Here is a 14,177-nt window from a genome sequence, read left to right as displayed (position 1 = left end):
TCAGGAAGGAGGATTGAAGGCATGAGCTGCCCCGTATCCCCCAAGCTGGATTTCGGCGGCACCACGCCGTACGAGGACTACGTGCACGCGTCGGTGCTGCACACCCTTCAACAGCAGTGGTCCAAAGATCCGCGTGAGATGTCGTTCCTGGTCATCACGCAGGTGATGGAGCTGTACTTCGGCCTGCTCTGCTTCGAGTGGCGGCAGGCCCAGACCGAGCTGCGCGCGGACGACCTGCGGGCTGCCGTCCGCACGCTCAGGCGCTCTGACCTGCATCTGCAGGCCTTGTCGGCGGCGTGGCGGCCGATCGCGCGCATGACGCCGACCGAGTTCAACTCGTTCCGCGACGCGCTCGGCGAGGGCTCCGGCTTCCAGTCGGGCATGTACCGCGAGATGGAGTTCCTGCTCGGCGAGAAGTCCGCGTCGATGCTCGTGCCGCACCGGGCGGTGCCGGCGATGCACGCGCAGCTGGAGGAGTCGCTCTCCAAGCCGTCGCTCTACGACGACGTGCTCGCGGCGCTCAAGCGCAAGGGGTTCGACATCCCGCAGAGCGTCCTCGACCGCGACCTCACCAAGGCCTACGAGGCGTCGCCCGAGGTCGAGCAGGTGTGGGCGGAGATCTACCGCGGTGACGACCGCGACCTGCTGGAGCTCGGTGAGGCGCTCACCGACATCGCCGAGGAGTTCGCGCGCTGGCGTTACGACCACCTGCTCGCGACCCGGCGGTCGATGGGCTCGAAGGTCGGCACCGGTGGTTCCGCTGGTGTTGCATGGCTGGAGAAGCGCACCCAACGAGCGGTGTTCCCCGAGTTGTGGACGGCGAGGAGCTACGTGTGAGGCGCGAGCTGTTCGACATTCCCGAAGGCGTCGTCTACCTCGACGGCAACTCCCTCGGCGCACCACCGAAGCACGTCGCCGAGCGGATGCAGGAGGTGATCAGGCACCAGTGGGGCACGCGGCTGATCAGGTCGTGGTCCGAGGGCTGGTGGGAGGCGCCGCAACGGATCGGCGACCGCATCGGCCGGCTGATCGGGGCCGCCGAAGGGCAGGTCGTCGTCGGTGACTCGACGTCGGTCAACGTCTTCAAGGCGTTGATGGGCGCGGTGAAGGGCACCGACCGCACCGAGATCGTGTGCGACGAGTCCACGTTCCCGACCGACGGCTACATCGCGCAGTCGGTGGCAACGCTGGCAGGACTGAAGATCAGGGCGGCCCATCTGTCCTCTTTGGACCTCACGGACGAGACCGCCGTGGTGCTGATCAACCACGTCGACTACCGGACCGGCGCGCTGAACGACATGAAGGCGCTCACCGAGCAGGCTCATGACGCCGGAGCGCAGGTGGTCTGGGACCTCTGCCACAGCGCGGGAGTGCTGCCGATCGAGCTCGACGCGCTCGGTGTGGACTACGCCGTCGGCTGCACCTACAAGTTCCTCAACGGCGGCCCCGGTTCCCCCGCCTTCATCTACGTGCCGAAGCACAAGCAGGCCGGGTTCGAGAACCCGCTCTCCGGGTGGAACGGCCACCGCGAGCCGTTCGCGATGGAGCCGAGCTACGAGCCGGACCCCGGCATCGTGCGGGCGCGGGTCGGCACGCCGGACATCCTGTCGATGCTGGCCCTGGACGCCGCGCTGGACGTGTGGGACGACGTCGACCTCGCCGAGCTGCGGCAGCGCGGACTGGCGCTGACCGCGTCGTTCCGCGAGCACGTCGAGAAGCTGACCGGGCTCGAAGTGATCACGCCCGAGGTCCGCGGCAACCAGATCTCGGTGCGCTGCCCGGACGCCAAGGCCGTGATGGACGAGCTGATCGCGCGCGGAGTCATCGGCGACCACCGGCCGCCGGACGTCCTGCGGTTCGGGTTCGCGCCGCTCTACGTGACCGACGACGACGTGATCAGGGCCGCCGAGGTCCTGGCCGAAGTCGTTTCCGGGATCACCCGGTGAGCGCGGCGTCCGCGATGCTCTTCGCCTCGCGGGCGCCCGCCTCCAGGGCCGAGCACACGAACAGGACCCACTGAGCGAGGCCTTCCAGCGTCCCGGACGCGAACGCCACGGACGCGGCCTCGTACTCGGCCGATCGGCGCAGGCACGCCACCTCCGGCACGCCGAGGCCCTTCGGGTCGAGGCCGGTGGAGATCGACGTCAGCCTGGCGGCGGCACGCGCCACCACGCCGTTGGCCACGTCGAACGGTGCCAGCCCGAGCAGTTCGCCGTGCACCACCGCGACGAGCACCGGTGCCGGCACGGACGTTCCACCGGTGACCAGTGACGCGAGCAGGTCGAGCCGCGACGACACGTCCCCGGACACCCGCGGGCGGCCGACCTCGGAGGTGAGGTCCGCCGCGGCCAGGACGTGCAGGCGCGCGAGGGCCTGCAACGGCGCGCGCTGCCACGTGCCGACGAGACCACCCAGTGCTTCGGCGATCCGCAAAGACCCTGCCAGCACGGGATCCGAGACCTCGCCGGACGACGGGATCTCGGTCGGCCCGCCCTCCAGCGCCGCCGACGCACGGGCCGCGCGGACGGACGCCTCGGCCGCCGTCGTGGCCCAGCCGCGCAAGTTCACCCGATGGCGGTGCACCTGGAAGACGGCGTCCTTCGCGGCGTTCGCCGCATCGGCCACACCAGGCAAGGAAAGCAGCGGAGCAAGCGGATCGGTCACGGTCGCGCAGAGTACCTGACCAGGTGAAACGCGTGATCCAGCTCACTGGACAGACCGTTGAGCGCGCAACTTCGCCCGTTCAACGCGCCACACGTGCCTAGACCAGACAAAACGGGTTACACAATGACAGCCGTGTAACCAACCTCCCAAGATTGGTCTGAACCTTTTGAGGGAGGAGCCTGTTGGAAGTGAACTGGCTCGCACTACGGTCAGTACCCGCATCCCCAACCGGTCTGGATTTTCCAGGAGGTCTCGCACCATGACGCAGTCGCCAGGCCAGGGCCAAGCTCTGGACAACCTGCTGACGGAGAGCAGGACGTTCCCGCCCTCCGACGAGTTCGCGGCACAGGCGAACGCGAAGCCCGAGCTGTACGAGGAGGCGAAGGCCGACCGCGAGGCGTTCTGGGCGAAGCAGGCGGAGCGGCTGCACTGGGACACCAAGTGGACGCAGGTGCTCGACTGGTCGAACGCACCCTTCGCCAAGTGGTTCGTCGGCGGCAAGCTCAACGTCGCCTACAACTGCGTCGACCGGCACGTCGAGTCCGGCCACGGCGACCAGGTCGCGATCCACTGGGAGGGCGAGCCCGGCGACTCCCGCGCCATCACCTACGGCGAGCTGCAGCGCGAGGTCTCCAAGGCCGCCAACGCGTTGGCCTCGCTGGGAATCGGCGCCGAGGACCGCGTCGCGATCTACATGCCGATGGTCCCCGAGGCGATCTTCGCGATGCTCGCCTGCGCCCGTCTCGGCGCGATGCACAGCGTCGTGTTCGGCGGTTTCTCCGCCGAGGCGCTGCGCACCCGCATCGAGGACTCCTCGTGCAAGCTCGTCATCACGACCGACGGCCAGTACCGCCGCGGCAACCCGGCGCCGCTGAAGCCCGCCGTGGACGAGGCCGTCGCCGGCGCGCCGTCCGTGGAGAAGGTGCTCGTCGTCAAGCGCACGAACACCGAGGTCGCGTGGACCGACAAGGACGTGTGGTGGCACGAGCTGGTGGACGCGCAGTCCGACCAGCACACCCCCGAGGCGTTCGACTCGGAGCACCCGCTCTTCATCCTCTACACCTCGGGCACCACGGGTAAGCCGAAGGGCATCCTGCACACGTCCGGCGGCTACCTCACGCAGGCGTCGTACACGCACCACAACGTGTTCGACCTCAAGCCGGACACCGACGTCTACTGGTGCACCGCGGACATCGGCTGGGTCACCGGCCACAGCTACATCGTCTACGGCCCGCTGTCGAACCGCGTGACGCAGGTCGTCTACGAAGGCACGCCGAACACCCCGCACGAGGGCCGCCACTGGGAGATCGTGCAGAAGTACGGCGTCTCGATCTACTACACCGCGCCGACGTTGATCCGCACCTTCATGAAGTGGGGCGCGGACATCCCGGCCAAGTACGACCTCAGCTCGCTGCGGGTGCTGGGTTCGGTCGGCGAGCCGATCAACCCCGAGGCGTGGATCTGGTACCGCGAGAACGTCGGTGGCGGCAAGACCCCGATCGTCGACACGTGGTGGCAGACCGAGACCGGCGCGATCATGATCTCGCCGCTGCCCGGCGTCGTGTCGACCAAGCCCGGTTCGGCGCAGCGCCCGCTGCCCGGCATCGGCGCGAAGGTCGTCAACGACGAGGGCGTCGAGGTCCCGCACGGCGGCGGTGGCTACCTGGTGCTGGACGAGCCGTGGCCGTCGATGCTGCGCGGCATCTGGGGCGACGAGGAGCGCTACCGCGACACGTACTGGTCGCGCTTCGCCGAGCAGGGCTTCTACTTCGCCGGTGACGGTGCCAAGTACGACGACGACGGCGACATCTGGCTGCTCGGCCGCGTCGACGACGTGATGAACGTGTCAGGTCACCGCATCTCCACCACCGAGGTCGAGTCCGCGCTGGTCTCGCACCCGACCGTGGCCGAGGCGGCTGTGGTCGGCGCGTCCGACGCGACCACCGGCCAGGGCATCGTGGCGTTCGTGATCCTTCGCGGTGGCGCGGGTTCCGACGCCGGTGGCGCCGAGGCGATCAAGGCGCTGCGCGACCACGTGGCCAAGGAGATCGGCCCGATCGCGAAGCCGCGTCAGATCATGGTCGTGCCGGAGCTACCGAAGACGCGGTCCGGCAAGATCATGAGGCGTCTTCTCCGGGATGTTGCCGAGAACCGCGCCGTCGGTGACGTGACGACGCTGGCCGACTCGTCGGTGATGGACCTGATCTCCGCCGGTCTGCAGTCGGGCAAGTCCGAAGACTGATCTGGGCAAACGTGACGGGCGCCCTCTGCGGAGGGCGTCCGTTCGCGTTAAGATCACATTCAGGTGAGCCGGGAAGCCTGGTCGGCACGAGGATTTGATGTACCCGCCGATCGCCCAGGAGCCCCGTTGTCGCGCAAGAAGGCCGTTGCCGCCGAGTTCGCCCGCTACCTCCGCACGGAAACCGTCGGTGGCATGGTGCTGCTCGGAGCCACCGCCATAGCGCTGATCTGGGCCAACTCTCCACTGGCCCCCTCCTACCTCGGGCTGCGGGACCTGCACGCCGGACCGCTGTCCGTCGGTGACTGGGCCAAGGACGGACTGCTCGCCATCTTCTTCTTCGTGGCCGGCCTTGAGCTGAAGCGTGAACTCGTCGTCGGAGAGCTGTCGGAGTTCAAGGCCGCGATCCTGCCGGTGGTCGCGGCGATCGGCGGGATGATCGTGCCCGCGCTGGTCGCGTTGTCGATCGGCTGGGGACAACCGGGCATCGAGAAGGCGTGGGCGATTCCGGTCGCGACGGACATCGCGTTCGCCCTCGGAGTGCTGGCGCTGACGGCGTCCGGGCTGCCGTCGAGTCTGCGGGTGTTCCTGCTCTCCCTGGCCGTGGTGGACGACCTGGGCGCGATCGTCGTGATCGCGGTCCTGTTCACGGCGAAGTTCAACCTGCTCGCGGCGGGCGCGGTCGTGCTGCTGCTGGCGCTGTACTGGTTCCTGCAGCACAAGAGGATCACCACGCCGTTCCTCTACGTGCCGATCGCGTTGGCGACGTGGTGGTTCATGCACGAGTCGGGCATCCACGCGACGATCGCGGGTGTCGCGCTGGCGTTGCTGACGCGGGTGAGGCGCGATCCCTACGAGCAGGAGGCGCCGGCGGTGCGGCTCGAGCACCGGCTGCAGCCGTGGTCGGCCGGGGTGGCGGTGCCGGTGTTCGCGCTGTTCGCGGCGGGCGTGCCGGTGGGCGCCGAGGCGTTCGGGAAGCTCTTCTCGGACAAGATCGCCATCGGGGTGATCGTCGGGCTCGTGGTCGGCAAGGTGGTCGGGATCGTGGGTGCGTCCGCGCTGGCCGTGTGGTTCAAGGCGGCGGTGTGGCCGTCCGGTGCGGGGCCGCGGGACATCATCGCGGTGGCTGTGCTGGGCGGGGTCGGGTTCACGGTCAGCCTGTTGATCGCGGAGCTCTCACTCGATCAGCCGGAGACCGTGAAGGCGGCCGTGCTGATCGCGTCGATGATCTCGTCGCTGCTCGCCGCGGTGTTGCTCATTCGTCGCAGCCGGGCTCATGGCACCATGTCCGGGTGACCACCAGGGAGCACATCGCGTCGATTCCGCTGACCGCAGACGACCCGACGGCCGAGGCCTCGATCGGCGGCCTCGTCCGTGACGCGACCGCACACATGTCGACTCTGGTCAGAGCAGAGGTCGAGCTCGCGAAGGGCGAGATCGCGGCCGAGATCAAGAAGGGCGTGAAGGGCAGCGTCTTCTTCATCGTCGCGTTGACGGTGCTGTGCTTCAGCCTGTTCTTCCTGTTCATGGCGCTCGGGTTCGGATTCTCCGCGCTGTTCGGGTGGGGCTACTGGGCAGGCTTCCTGCTCGTCTTCGCCGTGATGCTGGCAACCGCTGTTCTCTTCGCCTTGCTGGGCTACCGCAAGGTGCGCAGGCTCAGGCCACCGGAGAAGTCGATCGCGGCCGCGAAGGACACCGTTGCGGCCCTCACGCACAGGGGCGGCGACAACTGAGCCGCAAACCCGACCCGTCGGTGGTGCGGGTCGCGGGTCCGTGGACGCACCGCGACGTCTCGGCCAACGGCATTCGCCTGCACGTCGCCGAGCTCGGCGAGGGACCGCTCGTGCTGCTCCTGCACGGGTTCCCCGAGTTCTGGTGGTCGTGGCGGCACCAGCTGACGGCACTGGCGGAGGCCGGCTACCGCGCGGTGGCCGTCGACCTGCGCGGGTACGGCGACTCGGACAAGCCACCACGCGGCTACGACGGCTTCACGCTCGCCGGTGACATCGCGGGCCTGATCAAGGCGCTCGGCGCCCAACGCGCACACCTGGTGGGTCACGCGTGGGGAGGCGCGACGGCCTGGACGGTCGGTGCGATCCACCCGCGCCTGGTCTCGTCGGTCTCGGTGTTGTCCGCGCCGCACCCGCTGGCGATGCGCCGGGCGTTCCGCAGGCATCCCAGGGTGAACTCCCACGTGCTGCGCTTCCAGTTGCCGATCTACCCCGAACGTTGGCTGACCGGCGAGAACGCGATGCAGGTCGCCCGCCTGCTGGCGGCGTGGTCGGGTCCGAAGTGGCGGTCGGCGCCCGAGTTCGACGAGGTCATCCGCCGCTGCCGGCAGGCGATGATGGTGCCGGGCGTCGCGCACAGCGCGATGGAGTACTACCGGTGGGCGGTGCGCTCGCAGATCCGCAGCGACGGCCGCCGGTTCGCCGAGGCAGTCGACAAGCCGATGCAGGTGCCGGTGCTGCAGATCCACGGCGCGCTGGACCCCATCACCCTGGAGTCGTCCGCCCGCGACTCACGGCCGTGGCTCGGTGCCGGGTCGGAGTTCCGGTGCCTGCCGGAGGCGGGGCACTTCCCGAACCAGGAAGCGCCCCACACCACCAGCAGGTTGATCACGGAGTTCCTGCAGAAGACGTCCTGAACGCGGTCTCCAGAGTCCCTGCCGGGTCGTTCGGCAGGTCGGTGGAGCGCCAGGCGATGTAGCCGTCCGGGCGCACGAGGGAAGCACCCTTGGCAAACAGCCCGAAGACGTCCAGCTGCTCGATCCGTTCGTACCGGATCCCCAGCTGCTTCGCGGCCTCCTCCCACTGCGGGTGGTCCGCGACGAGCACCCAGCCGCGTTGGAAGAGATCCAATGTGGACTTGCCGGGCGCGATCCACACGTGCGGAGCCCGCGTGCCCGGCTGGCCGTTCCACTGCTCGGGGCGTTGGGCGGGCGGCAGTTCCGGTCCCGCGCCGAGCACCGCGTCCGAGCGGTAGAGGACGCCGTAGTGCATCGCGCTGTTATCGATCAACGGCGCGTCGTCCGGCTCGCCGTCGCGGTTGTGGCCGTCGTTGCGCGCGAAGATCTGCTGGTGGCACAGCAACGCGACCGGGCGCCGTTCCGCGTCGTAGGTGTCCAACAGGGACGGACGTGACTCGCCGTTCAGCACGGCGGCGAGCTTCCAGGCGAGGTTGTGCGAGTCCTCGATGCCGACGTTCGCCCCGAACCCGCCACGGCTCGGCGGCAACGTGTGCGCGGCGTCCCCTGCCAGGAAGACCCGGCCTTTCGCGAACTGGTCCGCAACCGCAGCGCTGATCGTCCAACGGCCCGTCGTGATGATCTCGATGTCGAGGTCGTCGCGGCCGATGGCCCGGACGATCTGTTGCCGCAGCTCGGGTTCTTCGTACTCGCGGTCTTCGAGCATCAGGACCCAGCGACCGTCGCCGTAGGTGGTCAGGAAGCCGACGCCGTCGACGATGAACTGGCCGATCCCGTCCTTCAGGTACTCGTTCAACGGCGCGCGGAACAGCACGCTGCGAGAGGTGTGCATGTACCCGCGGCCGCTGCGGGTGATGCCGAGCGCCTCACGGATCGGGCTGCGGTGCCCGTCCGCCGCGATCAGGTAGTCGGCGCGGATCTCGTAGGGCTCACCGTCGCCCTGCACGATCGCCGTGACGCCGTCGTCGTCCTGGGAGAACTCCAGCATCCGGGTGCTCATCCGGATGTCCGCGCCGAGCTCGCGGGCCTTGTCCCGCAGGATCGGTTCCATCCTGTCCTGCGCCACCCCCACGCCGGTGCACGGCGAGTACTCGATCTTGGACAGCTCGGCCGGTGGTGACCAGAAGGTCTCCTCGAACCACTCCCCTGCCAGGCTCTCGACCCGGACCCGCCGGATGCCGAAGCCCTTCACCATCCTGCTCGGCGGTAGGCCGTCCGCCAGTCCCACCGCGCGCAGCAACTCCTCGACCCGTGCCGTGAAGCCGACCGCTCGCGGGTGCGCTGAGCTGCCCGGATGCTTCTCCACCAACGTCACGGGCACCCCGCGCCAGGCCAGGAACAGCGCGGCCGACGTGCCCGCCAGCCCTCCCCCGACCACCAACACCGAAGTCTTCATCCCATCCCCTCAATACACTGTATCGCTCGATACACTGTATCGCGATAAGACGGTGTATCGTCCAGTCCGATGCCGAACGAACTCGTCTGGGACCGCCCGGAGCCGCCCAGCAAGCCGTCGCCGACCCCGCTGAGCAGGGACCTGATCGTGAGCGCCGCGATCAGGCTCGCCGACGAGGGCGGGCTCGACGAGGTCTCGTTGCGCAAGGTCGCGGCCGCGCTGAACGCAGGGCCGATGCGCCTCTACGGCTACATCGAGACCAAGGACGAACTGCTCGACCTCATGGTCGACGAGGTCTACCGCGAGATCACGCCGCCCCGTCCGTCAGTCGGCTGGCGGACGGGACTGCGGCATGTCGCGCACGGCATCCGGGACGCGGCGAAGCGGCACGAGTGGTTCATCGACCTGCTGAGCCCCCGGCCGCACCAGGGCCCGCACTCGCTCGCACACGTCGAGGCCACGCTCGCCACCGTCCAGTTCGAGGACATCGACCAGGTGCTCAGCGCTGTCGGCGCGGTGATGGCGTACGTCTACGGCGCGGTCCGCGGCGAGATCACCGAACTCCGCGCGGAACGGTCCACCGGCATGACCGAGGAGCAGTGGCAGCGGGCATCCGGCCCCTACATGGAGCGGATGCTCGCCACCGGCAAGTTCCCGACGCTGGCCAGGGTCATGTACGAGTCGAGCGACCGCGACCCCACGCAGGTGTTCGACGAGGGCCTCGACTACGTGCTGGACGGCATCGCCGCCCGGCACGACACCACTAGGAAGCACATCCCTGGGTCGAAGCGCGGCGGGTCAGCGTCGGCGCCTTCTGCACCATCGCCTGCACCTGCTGAGCGGTGAGCACGAAGCCGGTCTCCGGGTCGTCGACGGCGGCACCGAACACCACGCCCATGACCCGGCCGTTCGGGTCGACCAGCGGGCCTCCGGAGTTGCCGGAGCGGACCTCCGCGCGAACCGTGTAGACGTCGCGGGTCACCGTCTGGGCGTCGTAGATGTCCGGGCCACGCAGCAGCGGGATCCGCTCGCGCACACGGGCGGGCGAGGCCTTGTACGGGCCGTCCAGCGGGTAGCCGAGCACGATGCCGTCCTCGCCCGGCTGCACCTCGTCGGAACGGAACTGCAGCGGCGTGGCCTCCAGGTCCGGCACCGCGAGCACGGCGATGTCGATCTTCGGGTCGTAGGCCACGACGGTCGCGTCGAACTGGCCGCGGCCGACCTCGACGGTCACCTCGTTGGTGCCGGCGACGACGTGCGCGTTGGTCATGACGCGTTCCGGCGCGATCACGAACCCGGTGCCTTCGAGGGCACGCGAGCACGACGGCGCACGGCCGCGGACCTTGAGCACGGAGGACTGCAGCCGCTTCTGCACCGGCGAGTCCGCGAGCTGGCTGTTCGGCGGCTCGACCTCCTTGAGCGGCGTGCGGTTGAACGGGTCCATCGCCTGGGGGAAGCCCGAGACGTCGAAGAGCTTCTGCAGGTCGCCGGACAGCACACGGGCGGCCTGCGGCATGGTCTTGTCGACCTTGCCGAGGATCACCGACTGCTTGAGCGACGACGTCAGGTCCGGCAGGCCGACGACCGAGGTCAGCGGGAGCGCGATCATCCACGCCACGACGAAGACGACCAGGCCCTGCACGATCGCACCCAGGGCGTTGTCCGCGCCGCGCAACGGCGACGCGTTGACCCGTGCCTTGATCGTCCGCCCGATGTACACGCCGATCGTCTCGCCGAGCGCCACGAGCAGGACGACGATGCCGACGGCGAACACGACCTTGGTGACGACGTTCTCGAACTGGGAAACCAGCAGCGGTGCGATCTGCGTGCCGAGGATCAGGCCGACGAGCACACCGACGAACGCGGGTAGCGCGACGACCATGCCCTGCCTGGCCCCTGACACCGCGGCTATCGCGGCAAGGCCCAGCACGAGCAGGTCAACCCAGTTCAACCGACAACCTCCGCCTCACTGTGTAGCGCGCAACGCTAGTTCAAGGTCACGCACATCGGTCGCATCCCACGGCTGTTCCCAGCCGCCGAGCGCGATCAGGCCGTTGATCAACCCCGCGGTGAAACCCCACACCAACATGCCCGGCGCGGAGAAGGCCGCTCCGACGTAGCCCGCAGGGTGACGCACCCTGAACCTGTTCGCAGGATCGGCGAGGTGCGCAACCGGCACCCGCGCGACGGCGGCGGTCTCCGCCGGGTCGACAGGTGCGACGGGGCTCGGCTGTTCCCAGTAGGCGAGCACGGGCGTGACCACGAACCCCGACACCGGCACGTACAGCTCCGGCAGCAGCGCGAGTGGTCTCACTCCTGACGCAAGTACACCGGTCTCCTCGTAAGCCTCGCGTAATGCGGTGGCGACTGGTCCGTCGTCGGTCGGATCCGCTGCCCCACCGGGAAACGCGACCTGGCCCGGATGCGAGCCCAGCGTGTCCGCGCGGCGCAGCAGCAGTACGTCCGGACCGTGGTTCTCGTCCTCACCGAACAGCATCAGCACCGCCGCCTCGCGGACGCCCTCCGAAGGAGCGCGCGGGACCCGCATGAACGTCCGTGCGTCGATGTCCTCGGTGGCCTTGGCCAGGCGCTGCATCCAGTCGGGTGGCTCTGTTGCCTCCGTCATCGCACCGCCTTCTCCACCTGCTCTGGCGCCTTGAAGATCGGCGGGTCCGTGATGAGCCGGACCGAGCCGTCGGCGCCGACGAAGTACGTCGCCGGCAGCGAGTTCGGCGCCTTCACCTGCTTGCGCAACGCGTCGGCCCCGTCGTGGACCGAGGGCAGCCGCACGCCGAGCCGGGCGAGCAGCTCCAGGCCGTCGGCTTCCCTGCTGTCCACAAGAACTGGGACGACCGGGACGGCACCTGGTTGCTTCGCGTACGAGTCGAGCACGGGCAGCTCCTCCTGGCACGGCCCACACCAGGTCGCCCAGAAGTTGATCAGGAGCGGCCCTTTCAGCGCGAGGGCCGTCCGGGTGCCGTCGCCGAGGCACGTCACGTCGACGCCGCCGTCACCACCGGGCACGCACGGCCGCAGCTGGGCCTGCGCGCGCAACGCCGCCACGTCCTGCGACGGGCGGGTCGGCGTTGGCGGCGGTTCCGGTGACCTGTCACGCGGCCAGAGCGCCACGACGCCCGCGATACCGAGGACGAGCGCGAGGACGAGCCAGCGGCTGCGGTTGTTCACCCCACTAGTTTCTCGCCGGACCGCACGCGGTCGGCAAGCTCCAGCAGATGTGGCTTCTCGTCGCCCTTCACGAGCTTCGCCGCCTTGTCGGGGTCCTCGGGACCCAGGCCGTACGACGGGCAGTCCTTCATCAGCAGACAGGCCCCGCACGCAGGCGTTTTGGCGTGGCAGACGCGACGGCCGTGGAAGATGATCCAGTGCGACGCCATGGTCCAGTCGCGCTTCTCGATGAGCGCGCCGATCGCGTGCTCGACCTTGACGGCGTCCTCTTCCGCGGTCCAGCCCCAGCGGCGGACGAGGCGGCCGAAGTGGGTGTCGACTGTGATGCCGGGCACATCGAACGCGTTGCCGAGAACCACGTTGGCCGTCTTGCGTCCTACACCGGGGAGCTTGACCAGCTCCTCGAGGGTGCCCGGAACCACACCGTCGTGCTGCTCCACAAGAGCGGCACCGAGACCCATCAGAGACGTCGCCTTGTTCCGGTAGAAACCGGTAGGGCGGATCATCTCTTCGAGTTCGACCCGCTCGGCGCCGGCGTAGTCGGCGGCCGTCGGGTACTTCGCGAAGAGCGCGGGAGTGACCTCGTTGACCTTCTTGTCGGTGCACTGCGCGGACAGCACGACCGCCACGAGCAGCTCGAGCGGCGTCGTGAAGTCCAGCTCGCAGTGCGCGTCGGGGTACCCCTCGGCAAGCACGCGCACCATCCGGCGGGCCCTGCGGGTCAAGCCGAGTTTGGTTTCCGGTTTCTTGGTTGCGGGCACAGATTCAGCGTAGTCAACACGCCGGAACCACCCCCTAGACGCGCACTCGAATCCCACATGCGCCACACTGCGGAGCATCATGACTGCCTGGTTTGTGATCGTCGTCCCGATCGTGATCATGTTCTTCGCGCTCTTCATGGAACGCGTGGAAGCGAAGCTCCGGCACGTCGCCGTGCAGGAGAACGAGGTCGAGGAGTTCCTGGAGTCCGCCCGCCCCGATGAGGTGAAGGCGCTCTACGGACACGGCATCGGTCGCGCTCTGGAGCTGTTCCGCCTGCGTCGCCGCGGTCGCGGCAGCGTGCGCAAGCGCGTGCGCTGACGACCCCCGCGTCGACCGCCACCCGAATGGCGTAAGCTGGTTCGTTGGGCTCTGGATCGAGCCAGTCGGGTTGTCCCTAGTAAGACGGCGAGCCGAGCGGCGATCCACAACACAGCCCTTAGACTGCAACGCAGTGATCGGCGGCACGGCGCTGACACCGCCAAAGAAGGTGGTGGGCGTGCCGTCGCGTCGATTAGGAGGGATGAGGTGGACGAGACCCTGGCGCGAGCGGGCATCTTCCAAGGAGTTGATCCGGCAGCCGCAGAGGCGCTGGCGCAGACCCTTGAGACGGTGGAGTTCCCGCGTGGCCACGTGATCTTCGCGGAGGGTGAGCCGGGCGATCGCCTGTACATCATCCAGTCCGGAAAGGTGAAGATCGGCCGCAAGTCGCCGGACGGCCGCGAGAACCTGTTGGGGATCTTCGGGCCCTCCGACATGTTCGGCGAACTGTCCATTTTCGACCCCGGTCCCCGCACGTCGACCGCGACGACGGTGACCGAGGTGCGTGCGGTGTCCATGGACCGCCCCGCGCTCCGTCAGTGGATCACCAACCGGCCGGAGATCGCCGAGCAGCTGCTGAGGGCCCTGGCCCGCAGGCTGCGCAGGACGAACTCGATGCTGGCCGACCTGATCTTCACGGACGTGCCCGGCCGTGTGGCCAAGGCGTTGCTGCAGCTCGCACAGCGCTTCGGTTCACAGGAGGCCGGCCTGCTCCGCGTCACGCACGACCTGACGCAGGAGGAGATCGCTCAGTTCGTCGGCGCGTCCCGCGAGACCGTGAACAAGGCGCTCGCCGACTTCGCGCACCGCGGCTGGCTGCGACTCGAAGGCAAGAGCGTGCTGATCCTGGACCCGGAGCGCCTCGCGCGCCGCGCCCGCTAGATCGCAGACAACGCAAAGGACCG

At 68.8% G+C, this 14,177-nt stretch carries 15 protein-coding genes; 9 read left to right on the top strand and 6 right to left on the bottom strand.

What is annotated here, in order from left to right; genetic code table 11:
* Positions 1-21 precede the first annotated feature (21 nt).
* Complete coding sequence (locus ABFX45_RS02755; protein WP_109631014.1) at positions 22-837, top strand: tryptophan 2,3-dioxygenase; 816 nt, start codon at positions 22-24, stop codon at positions 835-837.
* Positions 834-1,946 (top strand): kynureninase, encoded by a 1,113-nt coding sequence (kynU, locus tag ABFX45_RS02750; RefSeq protein WP_346127272.1) that lies wholly within the window; start codon positions 834-836, stop codon positions 1,944-1,946. Before ABFX45_RS02755 ends, kynU begins: the two co-directional genes overlap by 4 nt.
* Here the strand turns inward: kynU and ABFX45_RS02745 are convergent.
* Positions 1,936-2,664, bottom strand: coding sequence for an oxidoreductase (locus tag ABFX45_RS02745; protein ID WP_109631008.1), 729 nt, complete (start codon positions 2,662-2,664; stop codon positions 1,936-1,938). The two genes, kynU and ABFX45_RS02745, sit on opposite strands and share 11 nt — an antisense overlap.
* Before the next feature lie 259 nt (positions 2,665-2,923).
* Between ABFX45_RS02745 and acs the strand changes: the two genes are divergently transcribed.
* From acs to ABFX45_RS02725, 4 genes are all read left to right on the top strand, one after another.
* Complete coding sequence (gene acs / locus ABFX45_RS02740) at positions 2,924-4,906, top strand: acetate--CoA ligase (protein ID WP_109631005.1); 1,983 nt, start codon at positions 2,924-2,926, stop codon at positions 4,904-4,906.
* 126 nt (positions 4,907-5,032) lie between these two features.
* A complete protein-coding gene (gene nhaA, locus ABFX45_RS02735) occupies positions 5,033-6,199 on the top strand; it encodes a Na+/H+ antiporter NhaA (protein WP_112231206.1) in 1,167 nt (388 codons plus the stop codon).
* A complete protein-coding gene (locus ABFX45_RS02730) occupies positions 6,196-6,636 on the top strand; it encodes a phage holin family protein (RefSeq protein WP_233439151.1) in 441 nt (146 codons plus the stop codon). The genes nhaA and ABFX45_RS02730 overlap by 4 nt, the downstream gene beginning before the upstream one ends.
* Complete coding sequence (locus ABFX45_RS02725) at positions 6,633-7,550, top strand: alpha/beta fold hydrolase (protein WP_109633039.1); 918 nt, start codon at positions 6,633-6,635, stop codon at positions 7,548-7,550. The genes ABFX45_RS02730 and ABFX45_RS02725 overlap by 4 nt, the downstream gene beginning before the upstream one ends.
* Here ABFX45_RS02725 and ABFX45_RS02720 read toward each other — a convergent pair.
* Entirely contained in the window at positions 7,522-9,006 is a 1,485-nt protein-coding gene (locus tag ABFX45_RS02720) for an FAD-dependent oxidoreductase (protein ID WP_346127268.1), read from the bottom strand. The genes ABFX45_RS02725 and ABFX45_RS02720 overlap by 29 nt on opposite strands.
* Before the next feature lie 69 nt (positions 9,007-9,075).
* Between ABFX45_RS02720 and ABFX45_RS02715 the strand changes: the two genes are divergently transcribed.
* Entirely contained in the window at positions 9,076-9,852 is a 777-nt protein-coding gene (locus ABFX45_RS02715) for a TetR/AcrR family transcriptional regulator (RefSeq protein WP_346127266.1), read from the top strand.
* Here the strand turns inward: ABFX45_RS02715 and ABFX45_RS02710 are convergent.
* The 4 genes from ABFX45_RS02710 to nth are packed head-to-tail and all read right to left on the bottom strand — an operon-like array spanning position 9,770 to position 12,896.
* Positions 9,770-10,957, bottom strand: coding sequence for a MarP family serine protease (locus ABFX45_RS02710; protein WP_109630992.1), 1,188 nt, complete (start codon positions 10,955-10,957; stop codon positions 9,770-9,772). The genes ABFX45_RS02715 and ABFX45_RS02710 overlap by 83 nt on opposite strands.
* A gap of 15 nt (positions 10,958-10,972) precedes the next feature.
* Positions 10,973-11,632, bottom strand: coding sequence for an NUDIX hydrolase (locus ABFX45_RS02705; protein ID WP_109630989.1), 660 nt, complete (start codon positions 11,630-11,632; stop codon positions 10,973-10,975).
* Complete coding sequence (locus ABFX45_RS02700) at positions 11,629-12,192, bottom strand: TlpA family protein disulfide reductase (RefSeq protein ID WP_346127263.1); 564 nt, start codon at positions 12,190-12,192, stop codon at positions 11,629-11,631. Before ABFX45_RS02700 ends, ABFX45_RS02705 begins: the two co-directional genes overlap by 4 nt.
* The gene (gene nth / locus ABFX45_RS02695) at positions 12,189-12,896 is read right to left on the bottom strand and encodes an endonuclease III (RefSeq protein ID WP_233439251.1); all 708 of its coding nucleotides are present in this window, start codon (positions 12,894-12,896) and stop codon (positions 12,189-12,191) included. The genes ABFX45_RS02700 and nth overlap by 4 nt, the downstream gene beginning before the upstream one ends.
* A gap of 136 nt (positions 12,897-13,032) precedes the next feature.
* Here nth and ABFX45_RS02690 point away from each other — a divergent pair, with 136 nt between their 5' ends.
* Both ABFX45_RS02690 and ABFX45_RS02685 read left to right on the top strand, forming a co-directional pair.
* Positions 13,033-13,272 carry a hypothetical protein gene (locus ABFX45_RS02690; RefSeq protein WP_109630982.1) on the top strand — a complete coding sequence of 80 codons (240 nt, stop codon included), beginning with the start codon at positions 13,033-13,035 and terminating at the stop codon, positions 13,270-13,272.
* 207 nt (positions 13,273-13,479) lie between these two features.
* Entirely contained in the window at positions 13,480-14,154 is a 675-nt protein-coding gene (locus tag ABFX45_RS02685; protein ID WP_030469453.1) for a Crp/Fnr family transcriptional regulator, read from the top strand.
* Positions 14,155-14,177: the final 23 nt, after the last annotated feature.

This window comes from Lentzea roselyniae, assembly GCF_039537795.1.
Taxonomy (GTDB): Bacteria; Actinomycetota; Actinomycetes; order Mycobacteriales; family Pseudonocardiaceae; genus Lentzea; species Lentzea atacamensis.
This window is presented reverse-complemented; position numbering and strand designations above follow the sequence as displayed.

What these genes read in the sequence shown, in the direction of transcription:
- ABFX45_RS02755 (WP_109631014.1), top strand. Translation starts at nt 22, where the DNA reads ATGAGCTGCCCCGTATCCCCCAAGCTGGATTTCGGCGGCACCACGCCG.
- acs (WP_109631005.1), top strand. Translation starts at nt 2,924, where the DNA reads ATGACGCAGTCGCCAGGCCAGGGCCAAGCTCTGGACAACCTGCTGACG.
- ABFX45_RS02720 (WP_346127268.1), bottom strand. Translation starts at nt 9,006, where the DNA reads ATGAAGACTTCGGTGTTGGTGGTCGGGGGAGGGCTGGCGGGCACGTCG.
- ABFX45_RS02715 (WP_346127266.1), top strand. Translation starts at nt 9,076, where the DNA reads ATGCCGAACGAACTCGTCTGGGACCGCCCGGAGCCGCCCAGCAAGCCG.
- ABFX45_RS02705 (WP_109630989.1), bottom strand. Translation starts at nt 11,632, where the DNA reads ATGACGGAGGCAACAGAGCCACCCGACTGGATGCAGCGCCTGGCCAAG.
- nth (WP_233439251.1), bottom strand. Translation starts at nt 12,896, where the DNA reads ATGGTGCGCGTGCTTGCCGAGGGGTACCCCGACGCGCACTGCGAGCTG.
- ABFX45_RS02690 (WP_109630982.1), top strand. Translation starts at nt 13,033, where the DNA reads ATGACTGCCTGGTTTGTGATCGTCGTCCCGATCGTGATCATGTTCTTC.